The organism is Nonomuraea sp. AD125B (assembly GCF_041402765.1).
In the GTDB taxonomy this organism is placed as follows: Bacteria; Actinomycetota; Actinomycetes; order Streptosporangiales; family Streptosporangiaceae; genus Nonomuraea; species Nonomuraea bangladeshensis.
Genome location: NZ_JBGLOU010000008.1, coordinates 164,551 through 182,853, shown reverse-complemented (window position 1 = coordinate 182,853; position 18,303 = coordinate 164,551). Strand labels below are relative to the sequence as shown.

The 18,303-nt window shown below is 71.2% G+C and carries 14 protein-coding genes and 2 pseudogenes; 9 read left to right on the top strand and 7 right to left on the bottom strand.

Going from position 1 to position 18,303, the window contains the following annotated elements; translation table 11 throughout:
- The first annotated feature begins 12 nt into the window (after nt 1-12).
- Both ACBR40_RS22440 and ACBR40_RS22435 read left to right on the top strand, forming a co-directional pair.
- A complete protein-coding gene (locus tag ACBR40_RS22440) occupies nt 13-1,044 on the top strand; it encodes a Gfo/Idh/MocA family protein (protein WP_371250004.1) in 1,032 nt (343 codons plus the stop codon).
- Nucleotides 1,037-2,140, top strand: a complete 1,104-nt coding sequence (locus ACBR40_RS22435) for a zinc-binding dehydrogenase (protein WP_371250002.1) — start codon at nt 1,037-1,039, stop codon at nt 2,138-2,140. The genes ACBR40_RS22440 and ACBR40_RS22435 overlap by 8 nt, the downstream gene beginning before the upstream one ends.
- 9 nt (nt 2,141-2,149) lie before the next feature.
- On the opposite strand, the pseudogene ACBR40_RS22430 reads toward ACBR40_RS22435, so the two are convergent.
- The 3 genes and pseudogenes from ACBR40_RS22430 to ACBR40_RS22420 all read right to left on the bottom strand — a co-directional run.
- A pseudogene (locus ACBR40_RS22430) lies at nt 2,150-3,394 on the bottom strand (hypothetical protein); the annotation flags it as partial.
- On the bottom strand, nt 3,325-4,110 hold the full coding sequence (locus tag ACBR40_RS22425) for a sugar phosphate isomerase/epimerase family protein (RefSeq protein ID WP_329584178.1): 786 nt from the start codon (nt 4,108-4,110) through the stop codon (nt 3,325-3,327). The gene ACBR40_RS22425 and the pseudogene ACBR40_RS22430, both read right to left, overlap by 70 nt.
- A 2-nt stretch (nt 4,111-4,112) precedes the next feature.
- Nucleotides 4,113-5,141 (bottom strand): zinc-binding alcohol dehydrogenase, encoded by a 1,029-nt coding sequence (locus ACBR40_RS22420; protein ID WP_371250001.1) that lies wholly within the window; start codon nt 5,139-5,141, stop codon nt 4,113-4,115.
- Between the two features lie 240 nt (nt 5,142-5,381).
- Here ACBR40_RS22420 and ACBR40_RS22415 point away from each other — a divergent pair, with 240 nt between their 5' ends.
- The 5 genes and pseudogenes from ACBR40_RS22415 (at nt 5,382) to ACBR40_RS22395 (ending at nt 10,654) form a co-directional block, all read left to right on the top strand.
- Nucleotides 5,382-6,755 carry an ABC transporter substrate-binding protein gene (locus ACBR40_RS22415; RefSeq protein ID WP_371250000.1) on the top strand — a complete coding sequence of 458 codons (1,374 nt, stop codon included), beginning with the start codon at nt 5,382-5,384 and terminating at the stop codon, nt 6,753-6,755.
- Entirely contained in the window at nt 6,752-7,672 is a 921-nt protein-coding gene (locus ACBR40_RS22410) for a sugar ABC transporter permease (protein ID WP_344209588.1), read from the top strand. Before ACBR40_RS22415 ends, ACBR40_RS22410 begins: the two co-directional genes overlap by 4 nt.
- Nucleotides 7,659-8,504, top strand: coding sequence for a carbohydrate ABC transporter permease (locus ACBR40_RS22405; RefSeq protein WP_344209590.1), 846 nt, complete (start codon nt 7,659-7,661; stop codon nt 8,502-8,504). Before ACBR40_RS22410 ends, ACBR40_RS22405 begins: the two co-directional genes overlap by 14 nt.
- A 5-nt stretch (nt 8,505-8,509) precedes the next feature.
- A complete protein-coding gene (locus tag ACBR40_RS22400) occupies nt 8,510-9,658 on the top strand; it encodes an ROK family transcriptional regulator (RefSeq protein WP_371249999.1) in 1,149 nt (382 codons plus the stop codon).
- Nucleotides 9,659-9,712: 54 nt separating this feature from the next.
- Nucleotides 9,713-10,654 (top strand): annotated as a pseudogene (locus tag ACBR40_RS22395) (IS5 family transposase).
- 15 nt (nt 10,655-10,669) lie between these two features.
- Here ACBR40_RS22395 and ACBR40_RS22390 read toward each other — a convergent pair.
- Complete coding sequence (locus tag ACBR40_RS22390; protein ID WP_371249998.1) at nt 10,670-11,422, bottom strand: helical backbone metal receptor; 753 nt, start codon at nt 11,420-11,422, stop codon at nt 10,670-10,672.
- Between the two features lie 76 nt (nt 11,423-11,498).
- Between ACBR40_RS22390 and ACBR40_RS22385 the strand changes: the two genes are divergently transcribed.
- Nucleotides 11,499-12,311, top strand: a complete 813-nt coding sequence (locus ACBR40_RS22385) for an SAM-dependent methyltransferase (RefSeq protein ID WP_371249997.1) — start codon at nt 11,499-11,501, stop codon at nt 12,309-12,311.
- Nucleotides 12,312-12,338: 27 nt separating this feature from the next.
- Here ACBR40_RS22385 and tpx read toward each other — a convergent pair whose 3' ends face one another.
- Nucleotides 12,339-12,839, bottom strand: coding sequence for a thiol peroxidase (gene tpx / locus ACBR40_RS22380; protein ID WP_344209598.1), 501 nt, complete (start codon nt 12,837-12,839; stop codon nt 12,339-12,341).
- Between the two features lie 52 nt (nt 12,840-12,891).
- Nucleotides 12,892-16,092 (bottom strand): fused isobutyryl-CoA mutase/GTPase IcmF, encoded by a 3,201-nt coding sequence (gene icmF / locus ACBR40_RS22375; protein ID WP_371249996.1) that lies wholly within the window; start codon nt 16,090-16,092, stop codon nt 12,892-12,894.
- A 104-nt stretch (nt 16,093-16,196) separates the two neighbouring features.
- On the opposite strand from icmF, the gene ACBR40_RS22370 reads away from it, so the two are divergent.
- Entirely contained in the window at nt 16,197-17,252 is a 1,056-nt protein-coding gene (locus ACBR40_RS22370) for a glucose 1-dehydrogenase (RefSeq protein WP_344209602.1), read from the top strand.
- 15 nt (nt 17,253-17,267) lie between these two features.
- On the opposite strand, the gene ACBR40_RS22365 is transcribed toward ACBR40_RS22370, so the two are convergent.
- Complete coding sequence (locus tag ACBR40_RS22365; RefSeq protein WP_371250135.1) at nt 17,268-18,293, bottom strand: CHAP domain-containing protein; 1,026 nt, start codon at nt 18,291-18,293, stop codon at nt 17,268-17,270.
- Between the last annotated feature and the right edge of the window lie 10 nt (nt 18,294-18,303).

Genomic DNA, 18,303 nt, shown 5'->3' with positions numbered 1-18,303 from the left:
GGCCCCGTTCTCATGAGGACCCGCAACCTGCCCGTTTCATGCGCCTTCGAACATCTTTGTTTGATAGCAACTGGTTGTGGCATATGCGGGGTTGTGTCCCCACTGACCCGAGTCGGCATCGTAGGTGCCGGAAATGTCGCCGCCCGTCACGCAGACGTCCTGTCCGGGTTCTCCGATGTCACGATCGCCGGGATCGCCGACACGGATCTCGCGAAGGCCGAGGCTCTCGCCTCACGGCATGGCTCCCCCGCCTATGGCAGCCACGCGGACCTGCTCAGTGCCGGCCGTCTTGATGCGGTCTATGTTTGCGTGCCTCCTTTCGCGCACGGTAACCCCGAACTGGACGTTTTGTCGTCCAACCTCCCGCTTTTCGTGGAAAAACCACTGTCTTTGGACCTCCGAACCGCGGAAACCATCGCGGCCGAAATCGACCGCAGGTCCCTTCCGTCCGCCGTCGGCCATCACTGGCGTTATCTCGACCTCCTCGACCGGGCCACGGAACTGCTGGCCGGCCGCCCCGTACGGCTCGCGATCGGCCACTGGCTGGACAAGGTCCCGCCGGTCGGCTGGTGGCTGCGGCGCGACCTGTCCGGCGGCCAGGTCGTCGAGCAGGCCGTCCACGTCCTGGACCTGGCGCGGGTGCTGGTCGGCGAGGTCACGATGGTGCACGCGGTCGCCTCGGGCGACGCCCCCGACGGCGAGGTGGACCGGGCGGCCGCCGCCGTCCTCCGCTTCGCCGGCGGCGCGGCCGGGATGCTCGCCACCTCCTGCCTGCTCACCCGCAAGCACCGGGTGGGGCTGGAGGTCTGCGCCGACGGCATCGCGCTGGAGCTCACCGAGACCCACCTGGTCGTGGACGGCGAGCGGGTGATCGAGGACGACGGCCGCGCGAAGACCCGCGTGGACCGCGAGTTCATCGACGCCGTGCAGGGCAAGGACGCGGACGTGCGGGCCACGTACCGCGAGGCCCTGCGGACCCACCGCCTGGCCCTGGCCCTCGCTCAGTCCGCCGCCGAGGGAGGGCCGGTGACGCTCGATGGGTGAGGTGCTCACGATCGAGGCTCCCGGCAAGGTCTCGCTCGTCGAGGAGAAGCTGCCCGAGCTCCCCGAGGGCGGGTTCAGGGTGGCGACGACGCACAGCGGCGTCTCCGCCGGGACCGAGCTGACCTACGTCAAGGGCGACAACCCCTATCTGAACGCCACCTTCGACCGCGAGCTCGGCCTGTTCGTGCCGGGCACGCCGTCGATCGAGTACCCGGTCCGCGGCATCGGCTACATGCAGGTCGGCCTGGTGGTGGAGACCAGGACCGCGGCCGTGCGCGAGGGCGCGCGGGTCGCCATGGCGTACGGGCACCGCACCGCGTACGTCGCCGACCCGCTCACCGACCGCTTCGTCGAGCTGCCCGACGACCTCGACCCGCTGCTCGGCATCTACGTCGCCCACATGGGCCCCATCTGCGCCAACGGCCTGCTGCACGCCGCCCACGACCTGTACGGTCCGGCCGCGCGGCAGCTCGGCGACGGCGTGCGCGGCCGCCGGGTCGTGGTCGTGGGCGCGGGCGTGGTCGGCCTGCTGGTGGCCTGCTTCGCGATGCACGGCGGCGCGGCCGAGGTCGTCGTCGTGGACGAGACCCCGGCCAGGCTGGAGGTCGCCACGGCCCTCGGCGCGGACGTCCTGGCCACGGCTGATGACCCGGCCGTCACGCTGAAGCGGCGCTGGCGGCACGCCCCGCAGGACCGGGGCGCGGACGTGGTGTTCCAGTGCCGCGGCCGGGCCCGCGCGCTCGCCCTCGGGCTGCGCCTGCTGCGCCCCCAGGGCACGCTGGTGGACCTGGCCTTCTACACCGAGGGCGCGGACGAGGTCCGGCTCGGCGAGGAGTTCCACCACAACGGCCTGTCGGTGCGCTGCGCGCAGATCGGCAGGGTGCCGCGCGGCCTCGCCCACGCCTGGGACAGGGAGCGGCTGTCGTACGAGACGATCGGCCTGCTCAGTGAGTGGGGCCCCCTGCTACGCCGGCACCTGGTCACCGATGTCGTCGGCTTCCGTGACGCTCCCCAGCTCCTCGGCGACCTCGCCGCCCGCCGGCGTCAGAGCCTCCAGGCCGTACTCCGCCACGAGGTCGAGGAGGAGGGCCGCTGACCAGCTGAAGTCCGAGCAGCCGTGGCCGCGCAGCGTGAACGGGTCGAAGTACTCCCGAAAGCCCGACCTGGTGATCACCCGGACGATTCCCTCGGCGACCGGCCGGGCCAGCTCGGGGCGGTGCTCGCTGAGCCCCTGCCAGATCAGCCAGCTCAGGTTGACCCAGCTCGGCCCGCGCCAGTAGCGCACCGGGTCGAAGCCGGGCGCGGCCGGCGAGAAGCTGGGCAGCACGCCGTCCTTGAGCGCGAACCGGTCGAGCGCGGTCGAGATCAGCCTCTCGACCACGTCGCCCGGCAGGCCGGGCAGCAGGAGCGGGGTGAGGCCGGCGGCGCTGTCGGAGCGGATCACCTGGCCGGCGACCAGGTCGCGGGGCTGGAAGAGCGCGCCGTCCCACAGGTGCTCGACCATGGCGGCGGTGACGGCGGCGGCCTCACGCCGGTGCGGCCCGGGGTCGAGGCCGAGCTCGGCGGCGATCAGCGCGAGCACGTGCTCGGCCTGGCCGTAGGCGGCGTTGAACAGCGGGTCCTCGACCTGGAACGCGCCAGGCGTGCGGTAGCCGGAGTCGCGGTAGGCCCTGGCGAGGGCGACGTAACGCTCGTAGTCGCGGTCGGTGGGCCGCTCGTCGGCGTCGACGGTGCTGAGGTCGCGCCGGACGTAGCCGGTCGGGCGGTCGTGCACGGCCCGCAGCGGCTGGTCCCAGGCCGGGCTGTTGTCCATGCCCGACTCCCACGGGTGCACGATCGAGATCAGGCCCTCGGGCGAGCGCCGGGCGGTGCGCAGGAACTCCTGCTGGGCCACGAGCTTGGGGTAGACGCGGCGCAGGAACGCCGGGTCGGGCTCGGCCAGGTGGGTCTTCCACGCGGCCAGCGCGTGCACCGGCGGCTGCACGATGCCGGAGGTCGCGGTGCCGGACGGCGCGCGGACCTGCCAGAAGTCGGGGCCGGGGAAGTAGGCGCCGTCGGACACCCGGGGGTTGAACACGATGTGCGGCACCCGGCCGTCGCGCCACTGCGCGCCGAGCAGGCTGAGCAGCTCGGCCCGGCCGCGCCGCGGCGACCAGCGCGAATGGCCGATGGCGATGAAGGCGGAGTCCCAGCTCCACTGGTGGGGGTACAGGCGGCGGGAGGGGACCGTGTGGTTGCCGTCCCAGTTCGACACCAGGACGCGCACGGCCTCGCGCGGGATCACAGGAACTTCCGTACGAACGCGGCGGTCTGCGGGAGCACGACCTCGGGCTCGCCGCGCAGGCGGCATTCGAGCGCGAGGTAGCCGTCGTAGCCGTAGGCGTCGAGGGTGGCGAGCTGGGCGCCCCAGTCGAGGTGGCCGGTGCCCGGCTGGTGCCGGTTGGACTCGCTGATCTGCATGTGGGCGAGGTAGGGGGCGGCCTCGGCCAGCGCGCGGCAGGGGTCGTCCTCCTCGATGTTCATGTGGTAGGTGTCGCCGACGACCCTGATGGAGTCCATGGCGCAGTACGAGACCGCGTCGGCGAGGGTGTTGACCATGTGGTTCTCGTACCGGTTGAGCGGTTCGAGCATGATCAGGACGCCGTTGCGCTGCGCGTGCTCGCCGAGGACGCCGAGCGCCTCGGTCAGCACCTCGCGGTCCTGCTCGGCGCTGCGCGGCGGCTCGAACGGCGGCAGCCGGAGCGAGAACTGCCCCCAGGAGGCGGGGGTCATGACGCCGATGCCGCCGAGCTCGCCGATGACGGTGAGCTGCGAGCGGAGCTGCTGGATCGCGTCCTTGCGCTTGGCGGGGTCGAAGTCGCCGATGAAGTGCGGCATGTCCACGCAGACCGTCGGCATGACGACGCCGTCGGCCAGCGCCCGCTTGAGCTCGGTGAGGCGGCCGGCGAAGTGGAAGTCGCCCTTGCCGCGCAGCTCGATCGCGTCGAAGCCGGCCTCGACGGCGAAGGCGAACTTCTCCTGAAGGGAGCGGCCGGGCAAGAGTTGCTCCTGGACGGCGAGCTTCACGGTCACTCCTCGAATCGGAAGATGAGCTGGAGCACCTCGGACTGGTGCTTGTCGAGCAGGTCGAACGCCTCGGCGGCCCGCTCGACGGGGACGACGTGGGTGATCAGCCCGGCGACCTCGACCTCGCCGCGGTGCACGAGCTCCATGAAGGTGCGCTGGAGGCGTTCGACGTCCCAGCGGTGGCTGAGCCACGAGGCGACGCCGCCGATCTGGGAGGAGACGAGCTGGACCTGGTTGTGGTGGAACTCCTCGCCGAGCCGCAGCCCGACGCCGTCGCCCTGGTAGAAGCCGGCGGCCACGACCCGGCCGCCCTTGCGTACGGTCCTTATGGCCTCGTGCAGGCCGAGGTGGGTGCCGCTGAGCTCGATGACGGTGTCGGCGCCCGCGAGGCGCTTGCGGGTGAACTCGGCGACGGAGCCGGCGCGCACGTCGAAGGTCTCGGCCGCGCCGAACCTCCTGGCCAGCTCCAGCCGGTCGGGGATGGCGTCGGCGGCGACCACGCGGGCGCCGCTGAGCACGGCGAGGCGGGTGGCCAGCAGGCCGATGACGCCCTGGCCGAAGATCGCGACCTGGTCGCCGAGGTGGATGTCGGCTGCGTGCACGGCGTTCAGCGCGATGGCGCCGACGCGGGCGAAGACGCCGCCGAGCGGGTCGGCGCCGGGCGGCAGCACGTGGCCGACCAGCTTCTCGGCGGGGACGACGGCCTCGGCCCGGTGGCCCCAGATGCCCCAGACGAGGCTGCCGACGGGCGGGTCGGCGACGTCGGGCGCCGCCTCCACCACCTCGCCGACCTCCTGGTAGCCCCAGCCGCTCAGGGGGTAGGCGTGCGTGCTGCCCTCGACGAAGAGCCGGCGCTCGGTGTCCCACTTGCGGTTGAGGTAGGGGTTGGTTCCGCGGTAGGCGGTGAGCTCGGTGCCTGCCGAGACGCCTGAGTAGATCGTCCGGACCCGGACGGAGCCGGGGACGATTTCGGCGGGAGCTTCCAGGCCGACGCGGACACGGCCCGGCTCCTCGAACGTGATGACGCGCATTCCCCACACTTACGCTTAATGATCAAACAGAAGTAGAAGATTTATTGGTCTTTTGCACACGATAGTTGCGCCCGTAACCGGCGTAAGTCTACGGCTTCCGCGCGATGCGGCTGAGGTAATTGGGGTTTCTGACCGCGTGTCTTGTGGAAAGCGACCTTACCGGTCCGGCGTGGCCTGGCGGACGTTGCGGCACCTGCTCCCGGGGTAAGGGCGGCATATCCCCGAACGGAGGAGCGTGCAATGCCGAAGAAGGTTACCGCCGTCCTCTCCGCCGCCCTGCTGGTGACCGCCACGCTGACCGCCTGCGGCGACGGCGGCGGCGAGGAGCAGGGCGCGGCCCCCAAGATCACGGTGTGGACCGAGGAGAACCTTGAGGACCGCATGGCGGTGCAGAGACAGATCATCGCCGAGTTCACCAGGAAGACCGGCGTCCAGGTGGAGCTGGTGGGCGTCGCCGAGGACCAGTTCAGCCAGACCGTGACCGCCGCGGCCGCCGCCGACGACCTGCCCGACGTCATCGGGGCGCTGCCCCTCGCGTCGGTACGGGAGCTGGAGGCCAACGACCTGCTCGACACCGAGACCCCCGGCAGGATCGTGGACCGGCTCGGCCGGGACACCTTCTCCCCCCGCGCCCTGGAGCTCGACACGGCGAACGGCAAGCTGCTGGCGGTGCCGAGCGACGGATGGGCGCAGTTGATCCTCTACCGCAAGGACCTGTTCGAGAAGGCCGGGCTGCGATCGCCGGACACGTACGAGGCGCTGGAGGCCGCCGCGCGGAAGCTGAACACCGGCGGGACGGCCGGGATCACGCTGGCGATCGCGCCGAAGGACTCGTTCACGGCGCAGAGTTTCGAGCACGTGGCGCTGGCGAACGGTTGCCAACTGGTCGACAATTCCGGAAATGTCGTTCTTAATTCGCCGCCATGCGTCAAAGCATTCGAGTTCTATGCGAACCTGGCCAAAAATTACTCGGTCAAGGGCAAACAGGACGTCGACACCACGAGAGCCACGTACTTCTCCGGCAAGGCGGCCATGATGATCTGGTCGTCGTTCATCCTGGACGAGCTGGCCGGGCTCAGGAAGGACGCGCTGCCGAGCTGCCCGGAATGCCGTAAGGACCCGGAGTGGCTGGCCAAGAACACCGGCATCGTCACCGCGCTCAAGGGCCCCGACGGGAGCGCCCCCGCCCAGTACGGCGAGATCGTCTCGTGGGCGATCACCCGTGACGCGGCCAAGGAGCCGGCGAGCGCGTTCGTGACGTACATGATGGACGAGGGCTACGCGCGCTGGCTCGGCATGGCCCCCGAGGGCAAGTTCCCCACCAGGACGAATTTCGCCGAGCAGTGGGACAAGCTGCCCGCCGGCGTCGACACCAAGAAGCCGCTGTCGGAGATCTACCCGGCCGACGTGCTCACCACCCTGCGCGAGAGCCCCGACACCTTCGCCCGCTGGGGCATCCCCCAGGGCCAGGGCAAGCTGGTCGGCGCCACCATGGGCGAGCTCCCGGTGCCGAAGGCGCTGAGCGCGCTGGTCGACGGCTCGCTCACCCCGCAGGCCGCCGCCGACCAGGCCAAGGCCGACGTCGAGTCCATCAAGCGCGGGATCAGAGAGTGAGCCGGACTCCTGCCCGCACCCTGCGGCAGCAGGAGGGCCGGGCCGGACTGTCGCTGATCTCGCCGACGCTCGTCATCACGCTGGTCGTGGTGGTGCTGCCGCTGCTGTGGGCGATCATGCTGGCGTTCCAGGACGCCCGGCTGATCAACATCCGGCGGACCGGAATCTTCGGCCACTACACGCTGGAGAACTTCGGCTACGTCGTCTCCGAGCCGGGCTTCTGGTCGTCGCTGGTCAACACGCTCGTCTACACGGTGGCCGGCACCGGGCTGTCCATCGTGATCGGGCTGGTGGCGGCGCTGGCGCTGCGCGACAGGTTCCGGGGGCGGACGCTGGTGCGGGCCTCGATCCTCATCCCGTACGTGGCGCCCGTCGTGGCCGTGGCGTTCCTGTGGGAGACGATGCTCAACCCGCAGTACGGCATCGTCAACACCTGGCTGCGCGAGCCGATCGCCTTCCTCACCCAGGCCAAGGGCGAGTTCCTGGGCGTGCAGGTGCCGGTGGCGCTGCTCACGGTGATCGCGTTCGAGGCGTGGCGGTACTTCCCGTTCGCGTTCCTGTTCATCCTGGCCCGCCTCCAGGCGCTGCCGGCCGAGCTGGACGAGGCCGCGGTCGTGGACGGCGCGACGCCGACCCAGCGCTTCCGTTACGTGATCATGCCGCAGCTCTGGCGTACGATCGCGCTGCTGTCGGTGCTGCGCTTCGTGTTCACCTTCACCAAGTTCGACGACGTCTACCTGCTGACCGGCGGCGGGGCCGGCACCGAGGTGGTCAGCGTACGGGTCTACAACTTCCTGACCTCGCGCGACGACATCGGGGCCGCGGCCGCGCAGGCCCTCGTCCTCGCCGTGTTCCTGGTCGTCTTCCTGGCCATCTACCTGCGGTTCTTCGCGGGAGGCGAACGTGAGCAGAGATAGGTTCGAGCGCGGGCTGCTGCGGGTGCTGAAGCCGGTGGTGATCCTGGTGCTCTTCCTGGCCACCGCCTTCCCGTTCCTCTACATGGTGACGCTGTCGGTCCGCGACATCCAGGAGCTCATCCTGGACCCTGGCTCGATCTGGCCGGAACGGTTCACCCTCGACACCTACGTGGACGTCCTGACCAGGCAGGGCTTCCTGACGTTCATGCGCAACAGCGCGATCGTGGCGGTCGCGTCGGTGGCGGTCACGCTGCTGATCTCGATCCCGGGGGCGTACGCGGTGGCGCGGCTGAGCTTCTTCGGCCGGCGGCAGGTGCACTTCCTGTTCCTCGCGGTGTACCTGTTCCCGGCGATCGTGCTGGCCATCCCGCTGTTCGTGCTCTTCACCATGCTCGGGCTGCGCGGGTCACTGGTGGGCCTGATCCTCGTGTATATCGCGCAAACGGTGCCCGTCACGGTATACATGCTCCGCAACTACTTCGAGACCGTGCCGCAGAGCGTGGAGGAGGCGGCCGCGATCGACGGGTGCACGAGACTGTCGACCATCTGGCGCGTGGTGCTGCCGCTGTCGAAGCCCGCGCTGATGGCCACGGGACTCTATGTCTTCATGATCGCCTGGAACGAGTTCCTGTTCGCCCTGCTCTTCCTGGTGGACAAGCGCGAGAGCTGGACGGTCTCCCTCGGGCTGTCCCAGCTCGCGGGGAGCATCGAGATCCCGACGACGGTGCTGATGGCGGGGTCGGTGGTCCTCACGCTGCCGATCGTGATCGTGTTCTTCGCCAGTGAACGCCTGCTGACCGAAGGGCTGACGGCTGGAGCAGAGAAGGGATAGCACGCATGCTGACGGCAGGGCAGATCCTCCAGTTCATCCGGAACGGCACCTGCCGGACACGCAAGGAACTCATCGAGCACACCGGCCTGTCCCGTTCGACCATCACCGACCGGGTCGACCGGCTCATCGACGCCGGCTACATCCACGAGTCCGGCGTCGGGGCGTCCGGGGGCGGGCGACCGCCCTCGGTCCTCGACGTGGACGCCGGGCGGCGCCTGATGCTCGTCGCCGACCTCGGCGCCATCCACGCGCGGGTGGCGCTCACCGACCTGGCGGCCCGCCCGCTCGGCGAGGAGAGCGCCGGCCTGCGCATCGACCTCGGCCCCGAGGCGGTGCTGTCGTGGGTGCGCGAGAGCTTCCAGCGGTTACTGGACCGGGCCGGCCGGCCGCGGAGCGACGTGTGCGGCATCGGGATCGACCTGCCCGGCTCCGTCGACCACGTCGGCGGGCGGGTGATCCGCTCCTTCCTCATGCCCGGCTGGGACGACTTCCCGGTGAGCGAGGCCGTCGGCGCGGGCTACGACGTGCCGATCCTGGTCGAGAACGACGCCAACGCGATGGCGCTGGGCGAGTGGTGGGCGTCCTGGCGGGAGAGCCACGCGCTGGTCCTCGTCAAGGTCTCGACCGGCATCGGCACCGGCATCGTGCTCGACGGCCAGGTCTACCGGGGCGTCGAGGAGGCCGCGGGCAACATCGGGCACGTACGCATCCGTGAGGGCGACGACCGCGTGTGCACCTGCGGCTCGCGCGGCTGCGTGGCCTCGCTGGCGAGCGGGCGGGCCCTCGCCGCCGACCTCGGCCAGGAGTCCAGCCTGGACGTGGTCCGGCTGGTGCAGGCGGGCGACCCGACGGCCATCGCCCGCACCCAGGAGGCCGGGCGCACGCTCGGCGTGGTGCTGGCCACGGCGGTCAGCCTGCTCAACCCGGCCGTGCTGGTGCTGGCCGGGGACATGGCCGAGACGCGGGAGCACTATCTGACCGGGATCCGCGAGGTCGTCTACCGGCGGAGCCTGCCGTACACGACGAGGAACCTGGAGATCGTCACCTCGTCGCTGGGCGGCCGGGCGGGCGTCACCGGGATGGCGGTGATCGTGATGGAGCACGTGCTCTCCGCCGCCGCCGTGGACGCCGCCCTGCGGCCCAAGCCGGCCTAGGGGCTGTTTCTTAGATCTGCTGACTGATCGTGGTAATGGGGTCACGATTGGTGCATGGGTCGAGGTGACTTAACGAACGCTGAGTGGGAACGGCTCCAGCCACTCCTGCCCGCGGGCGGACAACAGGGCGGCCGGTGGAATGACCACCGCAGGACGATCAACGGCGTGCTGTACCGCGCCCGCACCGGGCTGCCCTGGCGGGACCTGCCTGAACGATTCGGCTCCTGGATCACGGTCTACAAGCGGCACCGCCGCTGGTCGGCCGATGGAACCTGGCAGATGCTGCTGACCGCGATCCAGGCCCAGCAGGACGCCGAAGGCCGGCTGGACTGGGACATCTCCGTGGATTCCACCACCGTCCGGGCGCACCAGCACGCCGCCGGTGCGCCCCGCACGCCCCCTCCGCCGGCAGCACGCGGGCCGGAAAAGGGGGACACCGCCGGGACAAAGCGGGGCGATCCGGTGCTGGCCGCGCTGGCCGCCCGGCTGGCGGAGGTGGTCAGACTGGGGAGTGCCTAGGCCGATCCCGGGGCGGGTTCACCACCAAGCTCCATCTGTCGGCCGACGGCCGCTGCCGGGTGTTGTCACTGGTGCTGACGCCGGGCCAGTACGGCGACAGTCCTCAGTTCCGGCCAGTGCTGGGCGCCATCCGCGTCCCCCGACTCGGGCCGGGACGCCCGCGCACCCGGCCTGACAGCCTGGCCGCGGACAAGGCCTATCTCCTCCCGCGCCAACCGCGCCCACCTACGCCGCCGCAAGATCCGCCACACCATTCCCGAACCCCGCGACCAGCGCGCCAACCGCCGCCGGCGAGGCTCGAACGGCGGACGGCCCACCAGCTTCGACGCCGAGCGCTACAAGGCACGCAACGCCGTCGAACGGGCGATCAACCGGCTGAAGAACTTCCGCGCTGTGGCCACCCGCTACGACAAACGCGCCTACATCTTCCTCGGTACCGTCACCCTGGCCGCGCTGGTCATCTGGCTCCGAACCTGATCCAAGAAACAGCTCCTAGCCGACGCCCAGTGCGCGCGGGAGCGTGCGGGCGGCCTCGGTCAGCGACGGGCCGTACCACGTGAGCAGCCGCCCGCTGACCAGCGCGCAGTCGAGGCCCGGGAAGCACTCGGGGCCGTCGTCCGCGGCGAAGGCGTAGGGCTCGTCGGGCAGGACCACGAGGCCGGGCCGGCGCGCCACCAGCTCGGCGAGCGGGACCTTGGGATAGCGCTCGGCGTGACCGGCGTAGAGGTTGTCCACCCCGAGGCGGCGCAGCACGTCGCCGGCGAAGGTGTCGCGGCCGACCACCATCCAGGGCCGCCGCCAGATCGGCACGATCGCCGTGCGCCGGCCGGCCGGGGGCGGCAGCCGCCAGGCGTCCTCCGCCGCGTCCAGCCAGGCCGGGCGGGCGGTGCGGCAGGCGTGCAGGAACATCCGCTCCAGCGAGGCGAACGCCTGCTCCAGCGTCTCGATCCTGGTGACCCACACGGCGAGCCCGGCCGCGCGCAGCGCCTCCAGGTCGGCCGGGCGGTTCTCCTCCTCGTTGGCCAGCACCACGTCGGGCCGGAGCCGGACGATCGCCTCCACGTCGGGGTTCTTGGTGCCGCGCACCCTCGCCACGTCGAGGTCGGCGGGGTGTGAGCACCAGTCGGTCGCGCCCACCAGGGCGCCGGGCACGGTCGCCGCCACGGCCTCGGTCAGCGACGGCACCAGGGACACGATCCGCCGCACGGTCTCCGGAACCGTCACCGGGACGCCGATGTCATCCACAAGGCTCCCTTTCTGTCGGCGGATGTCCGTAGAATCGGGACCGATGATGATCAACTCCTGATCGGGGGTACGGCGGTTGGACCAGAAGTCCCTCGGCTTCGATCCGCACACGCCCAACGTAGCCCGGCTCTACGACTACTACCTCGGGGGCAAGGACCACTTCCCGGCCGACCGCGAGGCGGCCGAGCGGGTCCTCCGGGTGGCTCCGGAGACGCGGGCCGCGGCGCGGGCCAACCGCGCCTTCCTGGGCCGGGCGGTGCGCCACCTCGCCGAGGCGGGCATCCGGCAGTTCCTGGACATCGGCACGGGGCTGCCGGCGCAGGACAGCGTGGACCAGGTCGCCGCCAAGGTGGCCCCGGACTCGCGGGTCGTCTACGTCGATCTCGACCCGGTCGTGCTGGTGCACGCGCGGGCGCTGCTGTGCGGCCGGCCCGGCACCGTCGTGGTGCAGGGCGACCTGCGCAAGCCCCGCGACATCATCGACCATCCCGAGGTGCTCGGGGCGATCGACTTCAGCCGGCCGGTGGGCGTGCTGCTGGTGGCGGTCATGCACTTCGTGGCCGAGGCCGACCGGCCGCGGGAGATCCTCGCGACCCTGCGCGAGGCGATGGCCCCCGGCAGCTACCTCGTGCTCTCCCACGGGGTCCTCGACGCCTCCGGCCCCCGGCGCGCCGCCGCGCAGCGGGCCACCGAGGTCTACGAACGCTCGAACGCGCCGCTCACGCTGCGCGAACGGGGGCGCATCCTGGAGTTGTTCGACGGGTTCGCGCTGGAGGACCCCGGCCTGGTCTGGCTCCCCGAGTGGCATCCGGAGCCGGCCGACACCGTCGACTTCGTGGCGGCCCCCGACTCCTCGCTCACCCTGTGCGGCGTCGCCAGGAAGCCCTAGGACGCCGCACCGGGTGAGCACGCCCGCCTACTTCAGCGCGGCGAGCGCGCCGTCGTAGTCGGGCTCCTGCGTGATCTCCGGCACGAGCTCGGAGTAGACCACCTTGTTGTCGCCGTCGAGCACGACGACCGCGCGGGCGGCGAGGCCCGCGAGCGGCCCCGACTCCTGCGCCACGCCGTAGTCCCGCAGGAACTCGCGGCCGCGCATGAGCGACAGCATGGTCACGTTGTCCAGCCCCTCCGCGCCGCAGAACCGCTTCTGCGCGAACGGCAGGTCGGCCGAGACGCACAGCACCTTCACGTCCGGGTGCTCGGCGGCCACCTCGTTGAAGCGGCGCACCGAGGCGGCGCAGACGCCGGTGTCGACGCTCGGGAAGATGTTGAGCACCTTGGTCGACGCGCCGAGGTCGGCCAGCGACAGCTCGGCGAGGTCGCCGCCGACCAGCCGGAAGTCAGGGGCGCTGTCGCCCGGCTTCGGGAAGGTGCCTCCCACGGTGATCGGGTTGCCCTTGAAGGTGACGTCGGACATGAAAAAGCCTCCTGAATACCGATGTTTCCCCGATCGCCGATCCTACGACGGCTCACACGTTGCGCCGGTATTGGCCACCCGCCTCGAACAGGGCCTCGGTGATCTGCCCGAGCGAGCAGTGCCTGGCCGCCTCCATGAGGACCGCGAAGGCGTTCTCGTCCGACATCGCAGCCTCGCGCAGCCGGGCGAGCTGCCGCGGGGCCTCCTCCCGATGGCGCTCGTGGAAGGCGCGCAGCCGGTCGAGCTGCGACTGCTTCTCCTCCTCGGTGCCGCGGGCCAGCTCCAGCTGGTGCGGCACGGGCTCGTCACCGTCGTCCTTGGTGAAGGTGTTGACGCCGACGATCGGCAGCGAGCCGTCGTGCTTGCGCATCTCGTACAGCATGGACTCGTCCTGGATGCGGCCGCGCTGGTAGCCGGTCTCCATCGCGCCGAGCACGCCGCCGCGGTCCGACAACCGCTCGAACTCGGCCAGCACCGCCTCCTCCACCAGGTCCGTCAGCTCCTCGACGATGAACGAGCCCTGCAGCGGGTTCTCGTTGCGCGCCAGGCCCCATTCGCGGTTGATGATGAGCTGGATCGCCATCGCGCGGCGGACCGAGTCGGCCGACGGGGTGGTGACGGCCTCGTCGAAGGCGTTGGTGTGCAGGCTGTTGCAGTTGTCGTAGATCGCGATGAGCGCCTGCAGGGTGGTGCGGATGTCGTTGAAGTTCATCTCCTGGGCGTGCAGCGACCGGCCCGAGGTCTGGATGTGGTACTTGAGCTTCTGCGAGCGCTCGCCGGCGCCGTAGCGCTCGCGCATGGCGATCGCCCAGACGCGGCGGGCCACCCGGCCGAGCACGCTGTACTCGGGGTCCATGCCGTTGGAGAAGAAGAACGACAGGTTCGGCGCGAAGTCGTCCACCTTCATGCCCCTCGCCAGGTACGCCTCCACGTAGGTGAAGCCGTTGGCGAGGGTGAAGGCGAGCTGGCTGATCGGGTTCGCCCCGGCCTCGGCGATGTGGTAGCCGGAGATCGAGACCGAGTAGAAGTTGCGCACGCCGTTGCGGATGAACCACTCCTGGATGTCGGCCATCATCCGCAGGCTGAACTCGGTGGAGAAGATGCAGGTGTTCTGGCCCTGGTCCTCCTTCAGGATGTCGGCCTGCACCGTGCCGCGCACGGTGGCGAACGTGCGCGCGGCGAGCTCCCGGTCCTCGCGCTCGTCGGGCTCGCGGCCGTGCTCGGCCCGGAAGCGCGCCCTGACCTGGTCGAGTGCGGTGTTGAGGTAGAAGGCGAGGATCGTCGGGGCGGGGCCGTTGATGGTCATCGACACCGACGTGTCGGGCGCCGTCAGGTCGAAGCCGTCGTAGAGCGCCTTCATGTCGTCGAGCGTGGCGATCGACACGCCCGAGGTGCCGACCTTGCCGTAGATGTCCGGGCGCGGGTCGGGGTCGTTGCCGTAGAGGGTGACCGAGTCGAACGCGGTGGACAGGCGGGTCGCGGGCTGGCCGGCCGACAGCAGCTTGAAGCGCCGGTTGGTGCGGAACGGGTCGCCCTCGCCGGCGAACATCCGGGTCGGGTCCTCGTCGTCGCGCTTGAACGGGAACACCCCGGCGGTGAACGGGAACGCCCCCGGCAGGTTCTCCGCGCGCAGGAAGCGCAGCAGGTCGCCGTGGTCGCTGTAGCGGGGCAGGGCCACGCGCGGGATGCGGTTGCCGGACAGCGTCTCGCGCCACAGCGGGGTGTGGATCTCCTTGTCGCGGACCTTGACCACCAGCTCGTCGGCCCGGTAGCGCTCGACCGTCGCGGGCCAGGCGGCGAGCAGCGCGCGGCTCTCGTCGGTCAGCTCGCGCTCGGCGCGGTCCTGGAGGTCCCGTAGGCGCTCGTCGTCCCCTGTCAGGAGGTCGCGGACGGCGGCGAGCTGCTGGCGGCGGCGGGCCGCCTCGGCCTGGGCCAGCGTCTCGGCGTGGTAGCCGCGTACGGTCTCGGCGATCTCGGCGAGGTAGCGGGCGCGGGCGGGCGGGACGATCGCGGCCGACGCCTGCGAGGTGCGGCCGGCGACCTTCGGCAGCAGGCCGGGGCCGGGCTCCGGCAGCAGCAGGCCCCTGAGGTGGTGGTAGAGGGCCGTGACGCCGGCGTCGTTGTAGCGGGAGGCGATGGTGCCGAAGACCGGCATGTCGTCGGGCCGGGCGGAGAACGCCTCGCGGTTGCGGACGAGCTGGCGGCGGACGTCGCGCAGGGCGTCCTCGGCGCCGCGGCGCTCGTACTTGTTGATCACCACGGCCTCGGCGAAGTCCAGCATGTCGATCTTCTCCAGCTGGGAGGCCGCGCCGAACTCGGGCGTCATCACGTAGATGGGCACGTCCACGTGCGGGACGATGCCGGCGTCGCCCTGGCCGATGCCCGGCGTCTCGACGATCACCAGGTCGTACCCGGCGGCGCGGCAGGCGGCGATCACGTCGTCGAGGCAGGTGGGCACCTCGTTGGGCGCGCCGCGGGTGGCCAGGGAGCGGAAGTAGACCTGGGGGCCCAGGCTGTTCATCCTGATGCGGTCGCCGAGCAGCGCGCCGCCGCCGCGCCGGCGGGTGGGGTCGATGGCGACGATCGCGATGCGCAGCTTGTCGTCGTTGTCCACGCGGAAGCGGCGTACCAGCTCGTCGGTCAGCGAGGACTTGCCTGAGCCGCCCGTACCGGTGATGCCGAGCACCGGCGCGCGCCGCTCGCCCGCGGCGCGCCTGAGCGCGTCGGTCAGCGGCTCGGGGGCGCGGCCCGACTCGATGAGCGTGATCGCGCGGGCCAGCGCCGCCTGGTCACCGGAGAGCACGGCCTCCGGCGCGGGCGGGTCGCCCAGCTCGTGGTCGCAGTCCTCGATCAGCTTGTTGATCATGCCGGGCAGGCCGTAGCGCTGGCCGTCCTCCGGCGAGAAGATGCGGGTGACGCCGCGCGAGTGCAGCAGCTCGATCTCCTCGGGGACGATCACGCCTCCGCCGCCGCCGAACACCTTGACGTGCCCGGCGCCGCGCTCGCGCAGCAGCTCCACCAGATAGGTGAAGAACTCGACGTGCCCGCCCTGGTACGAGCTGATCGCCACGCCCTGGACGTCCTCCTGGATGGCGGCGGTGACGATCTCGTCGACCGACCGGTTGTGCCCGAGGTGGATCACCTCGGCGCCTTGCGACTGCAGGATGCGCCGCATGATGTTGATCGCCGCGTCATGGCCGTCGAACAGGGCCGCGGCGGTCACGAAACGCACGGGGTTCACCGGGACGTGCACGCCTGATCACTCCTTTGTGAGGGGCTCTCCTCCCAAGATACTAGGACGTCCTACTATTTCCCAGGAACCTGTGGGGTAGGGGACCCGGCGAGGAGGTGGGGCCGATGCGCGCACTCACGTTCGCGCCGGGAAAACGGGGCACGCTGGAGGTCACGGACCTGCCAGAACCCACGCCAGGTCCGGGCGAGTTGCTCGTCGAAGGGCTCGCGCTCGGCATCTGCGGCACCGACAGGGAGCTGGCGGCGGCCGAGTACGGCTGGCCCCCGACCGGCCGGGAGCGCATGGTCATCGGGCACGAGTCGTTCGGGCGGGTCCTTGAGGCCCCTGACGACTCCTCGTTCTCGGCGGGCGACCTCGTCGTCGGCGTCGTACGCCGCCCCGACCCCGTGCCGTGCGGCGCGTGCGCGCGCGGCGAGTTCGACATGTGCCGCAACGGCCAGTACACCGAGCGCGGCATCAAGGAGCGCGACGGCTACGCGAGCGAGCGCTGGACCGTCGAGGCCGAGTACGCGGTGCGCCTGGACCCGTCGCTGGAGCACGTCGGCGTGCTGACCGAGCCCGCGTCCGTGGTGGCCAAGGCGTGGGACCAGATCTGGCGGATCGGCTCGCGGGCCTACTTCGAGCCCGCCAAGCTGCTGGTGACCGGCGCGGGGCCGATCGGGCTGCTGGCCGCCATGATGGGACGGCAGCGCGGCCTGGAGCTGCACGTCGTGGACCGCTCACCCAAGGGGCTCAAGTCCGAGCTGGTGGAGGCGCTCGGCGGGACCTACCACTCCGACTCCTCGCTCGCGCCGCTGGCCCGGCTCCAGCCCGACATCATCATCGAGTGCACCGGGGCGGGGCAGCTCGTCATCGACGCGATGACGGCCACGGCGGCCAGCGGGATCGTCTGCCTGTGCGGGCTCGCGGCGGGCGGGCGTACGCACCGGGTGGACGCGGGCGTGATCAACCGGGACATCGTGCTGGAGAACGACGTGGTCTTCGGCACCGTCAACGCCAACCAGCACCACTTCGCGGCCGCGGCCGAGTCCCTGGCCAAGGCGGAGCTGGGGTGGCTGGAGCGGCTGATCACGCGGCGGGTGCCGCTGGAGCGGGCCACGCAGGCGTTCGAGCCGGCCCAGGGGGACGTGAAGGTGGTGGTCGAGCTCAACGCCTCCTGAGGGGCGGAGCGGGCTTCAGCGGGGATCGTACGGTTTGCGGCGGGACGGGGTGGAGTGACGGGCGACGGCCGCGCCGGTGTCCTTCTGGGCCTTCTGGGCCTTCTGGGCCTTCGCCTCCGGCCCCGGCCCCGGCCCTCCGCCGACGCGGACCGGCTCGCGCTCCCGGGCGCCGGCCGGCTCGCGCTCCCTGGCGCGGGCCGTCTCGGGCTCTCTGCCGCGGGGCTGCTCGGGCTCCTCCGGGCGTCCGCCCGGGCGGGAGGGCTTTCGCTGCTGTCTCGGGACGGGCGGGGCGCCGACGCGGGTGAGCTTGCCGCGGAAGGTCTCGGGGATCGGCGCGGGGCGCCGGGCCTCCGCCTCCTCGGTCCCGCCGGGCCCGTCCGGCTCGTTCCACGGCCACGCGACCGGCCACGGCCAGGTGAAGCGGCGGTGGATGCCGCGCCGGCGGGTGAAACGTAAGGACAGCAGAACGGTGGCCAGCACCATCGCGGCCAGCAGTGCGGGCGGCGTGCCAAGGAAGTCCAGCGGCGAGCTCCCGCCCGTGGCGGACTGCGGGGGCCGCACGAACGGCTGCTCGGTGCCGGGGATCTCGCCGGCCCGGTCGGCGTTGGCCTTGACCAGGCGCGGGACGCCGTACCCGACGACCTTGTCGGTCTCGCGGACCTTGCGCTTGAGCCAGACCCCGTCCACGTTCGCCTCGATCGTGTGGATCTTCTTGCCCTTGACCCGCTCGACGATCCCGACGTGGTCGATGCCCTTGTAGGACTTGCCGCCGCGCCAGTCGTAGAAGACCAGGGCTCCCGGCTCGGGCCGCTGGCTCCAGGCGCCCTGCTTCATGAACCAGGCGGCGTGGGAGGGGGTCCAGGCGAACTCACCGACGTAGGGGGTGAGGCCCGATTTGTCCGCCGCCCAGGCGAGGAACATGTCGCACCAGGGCGCGTTGCGGAACTGGTTGTCCTGGACGCGATCCGCGTACCACTGGCCGAACTTGGTGAACTGGCCGCTCTTCTCCTTGTAGCCGAGTTCCTGCCGTACCGTCTCCAGCAGCCTCTGG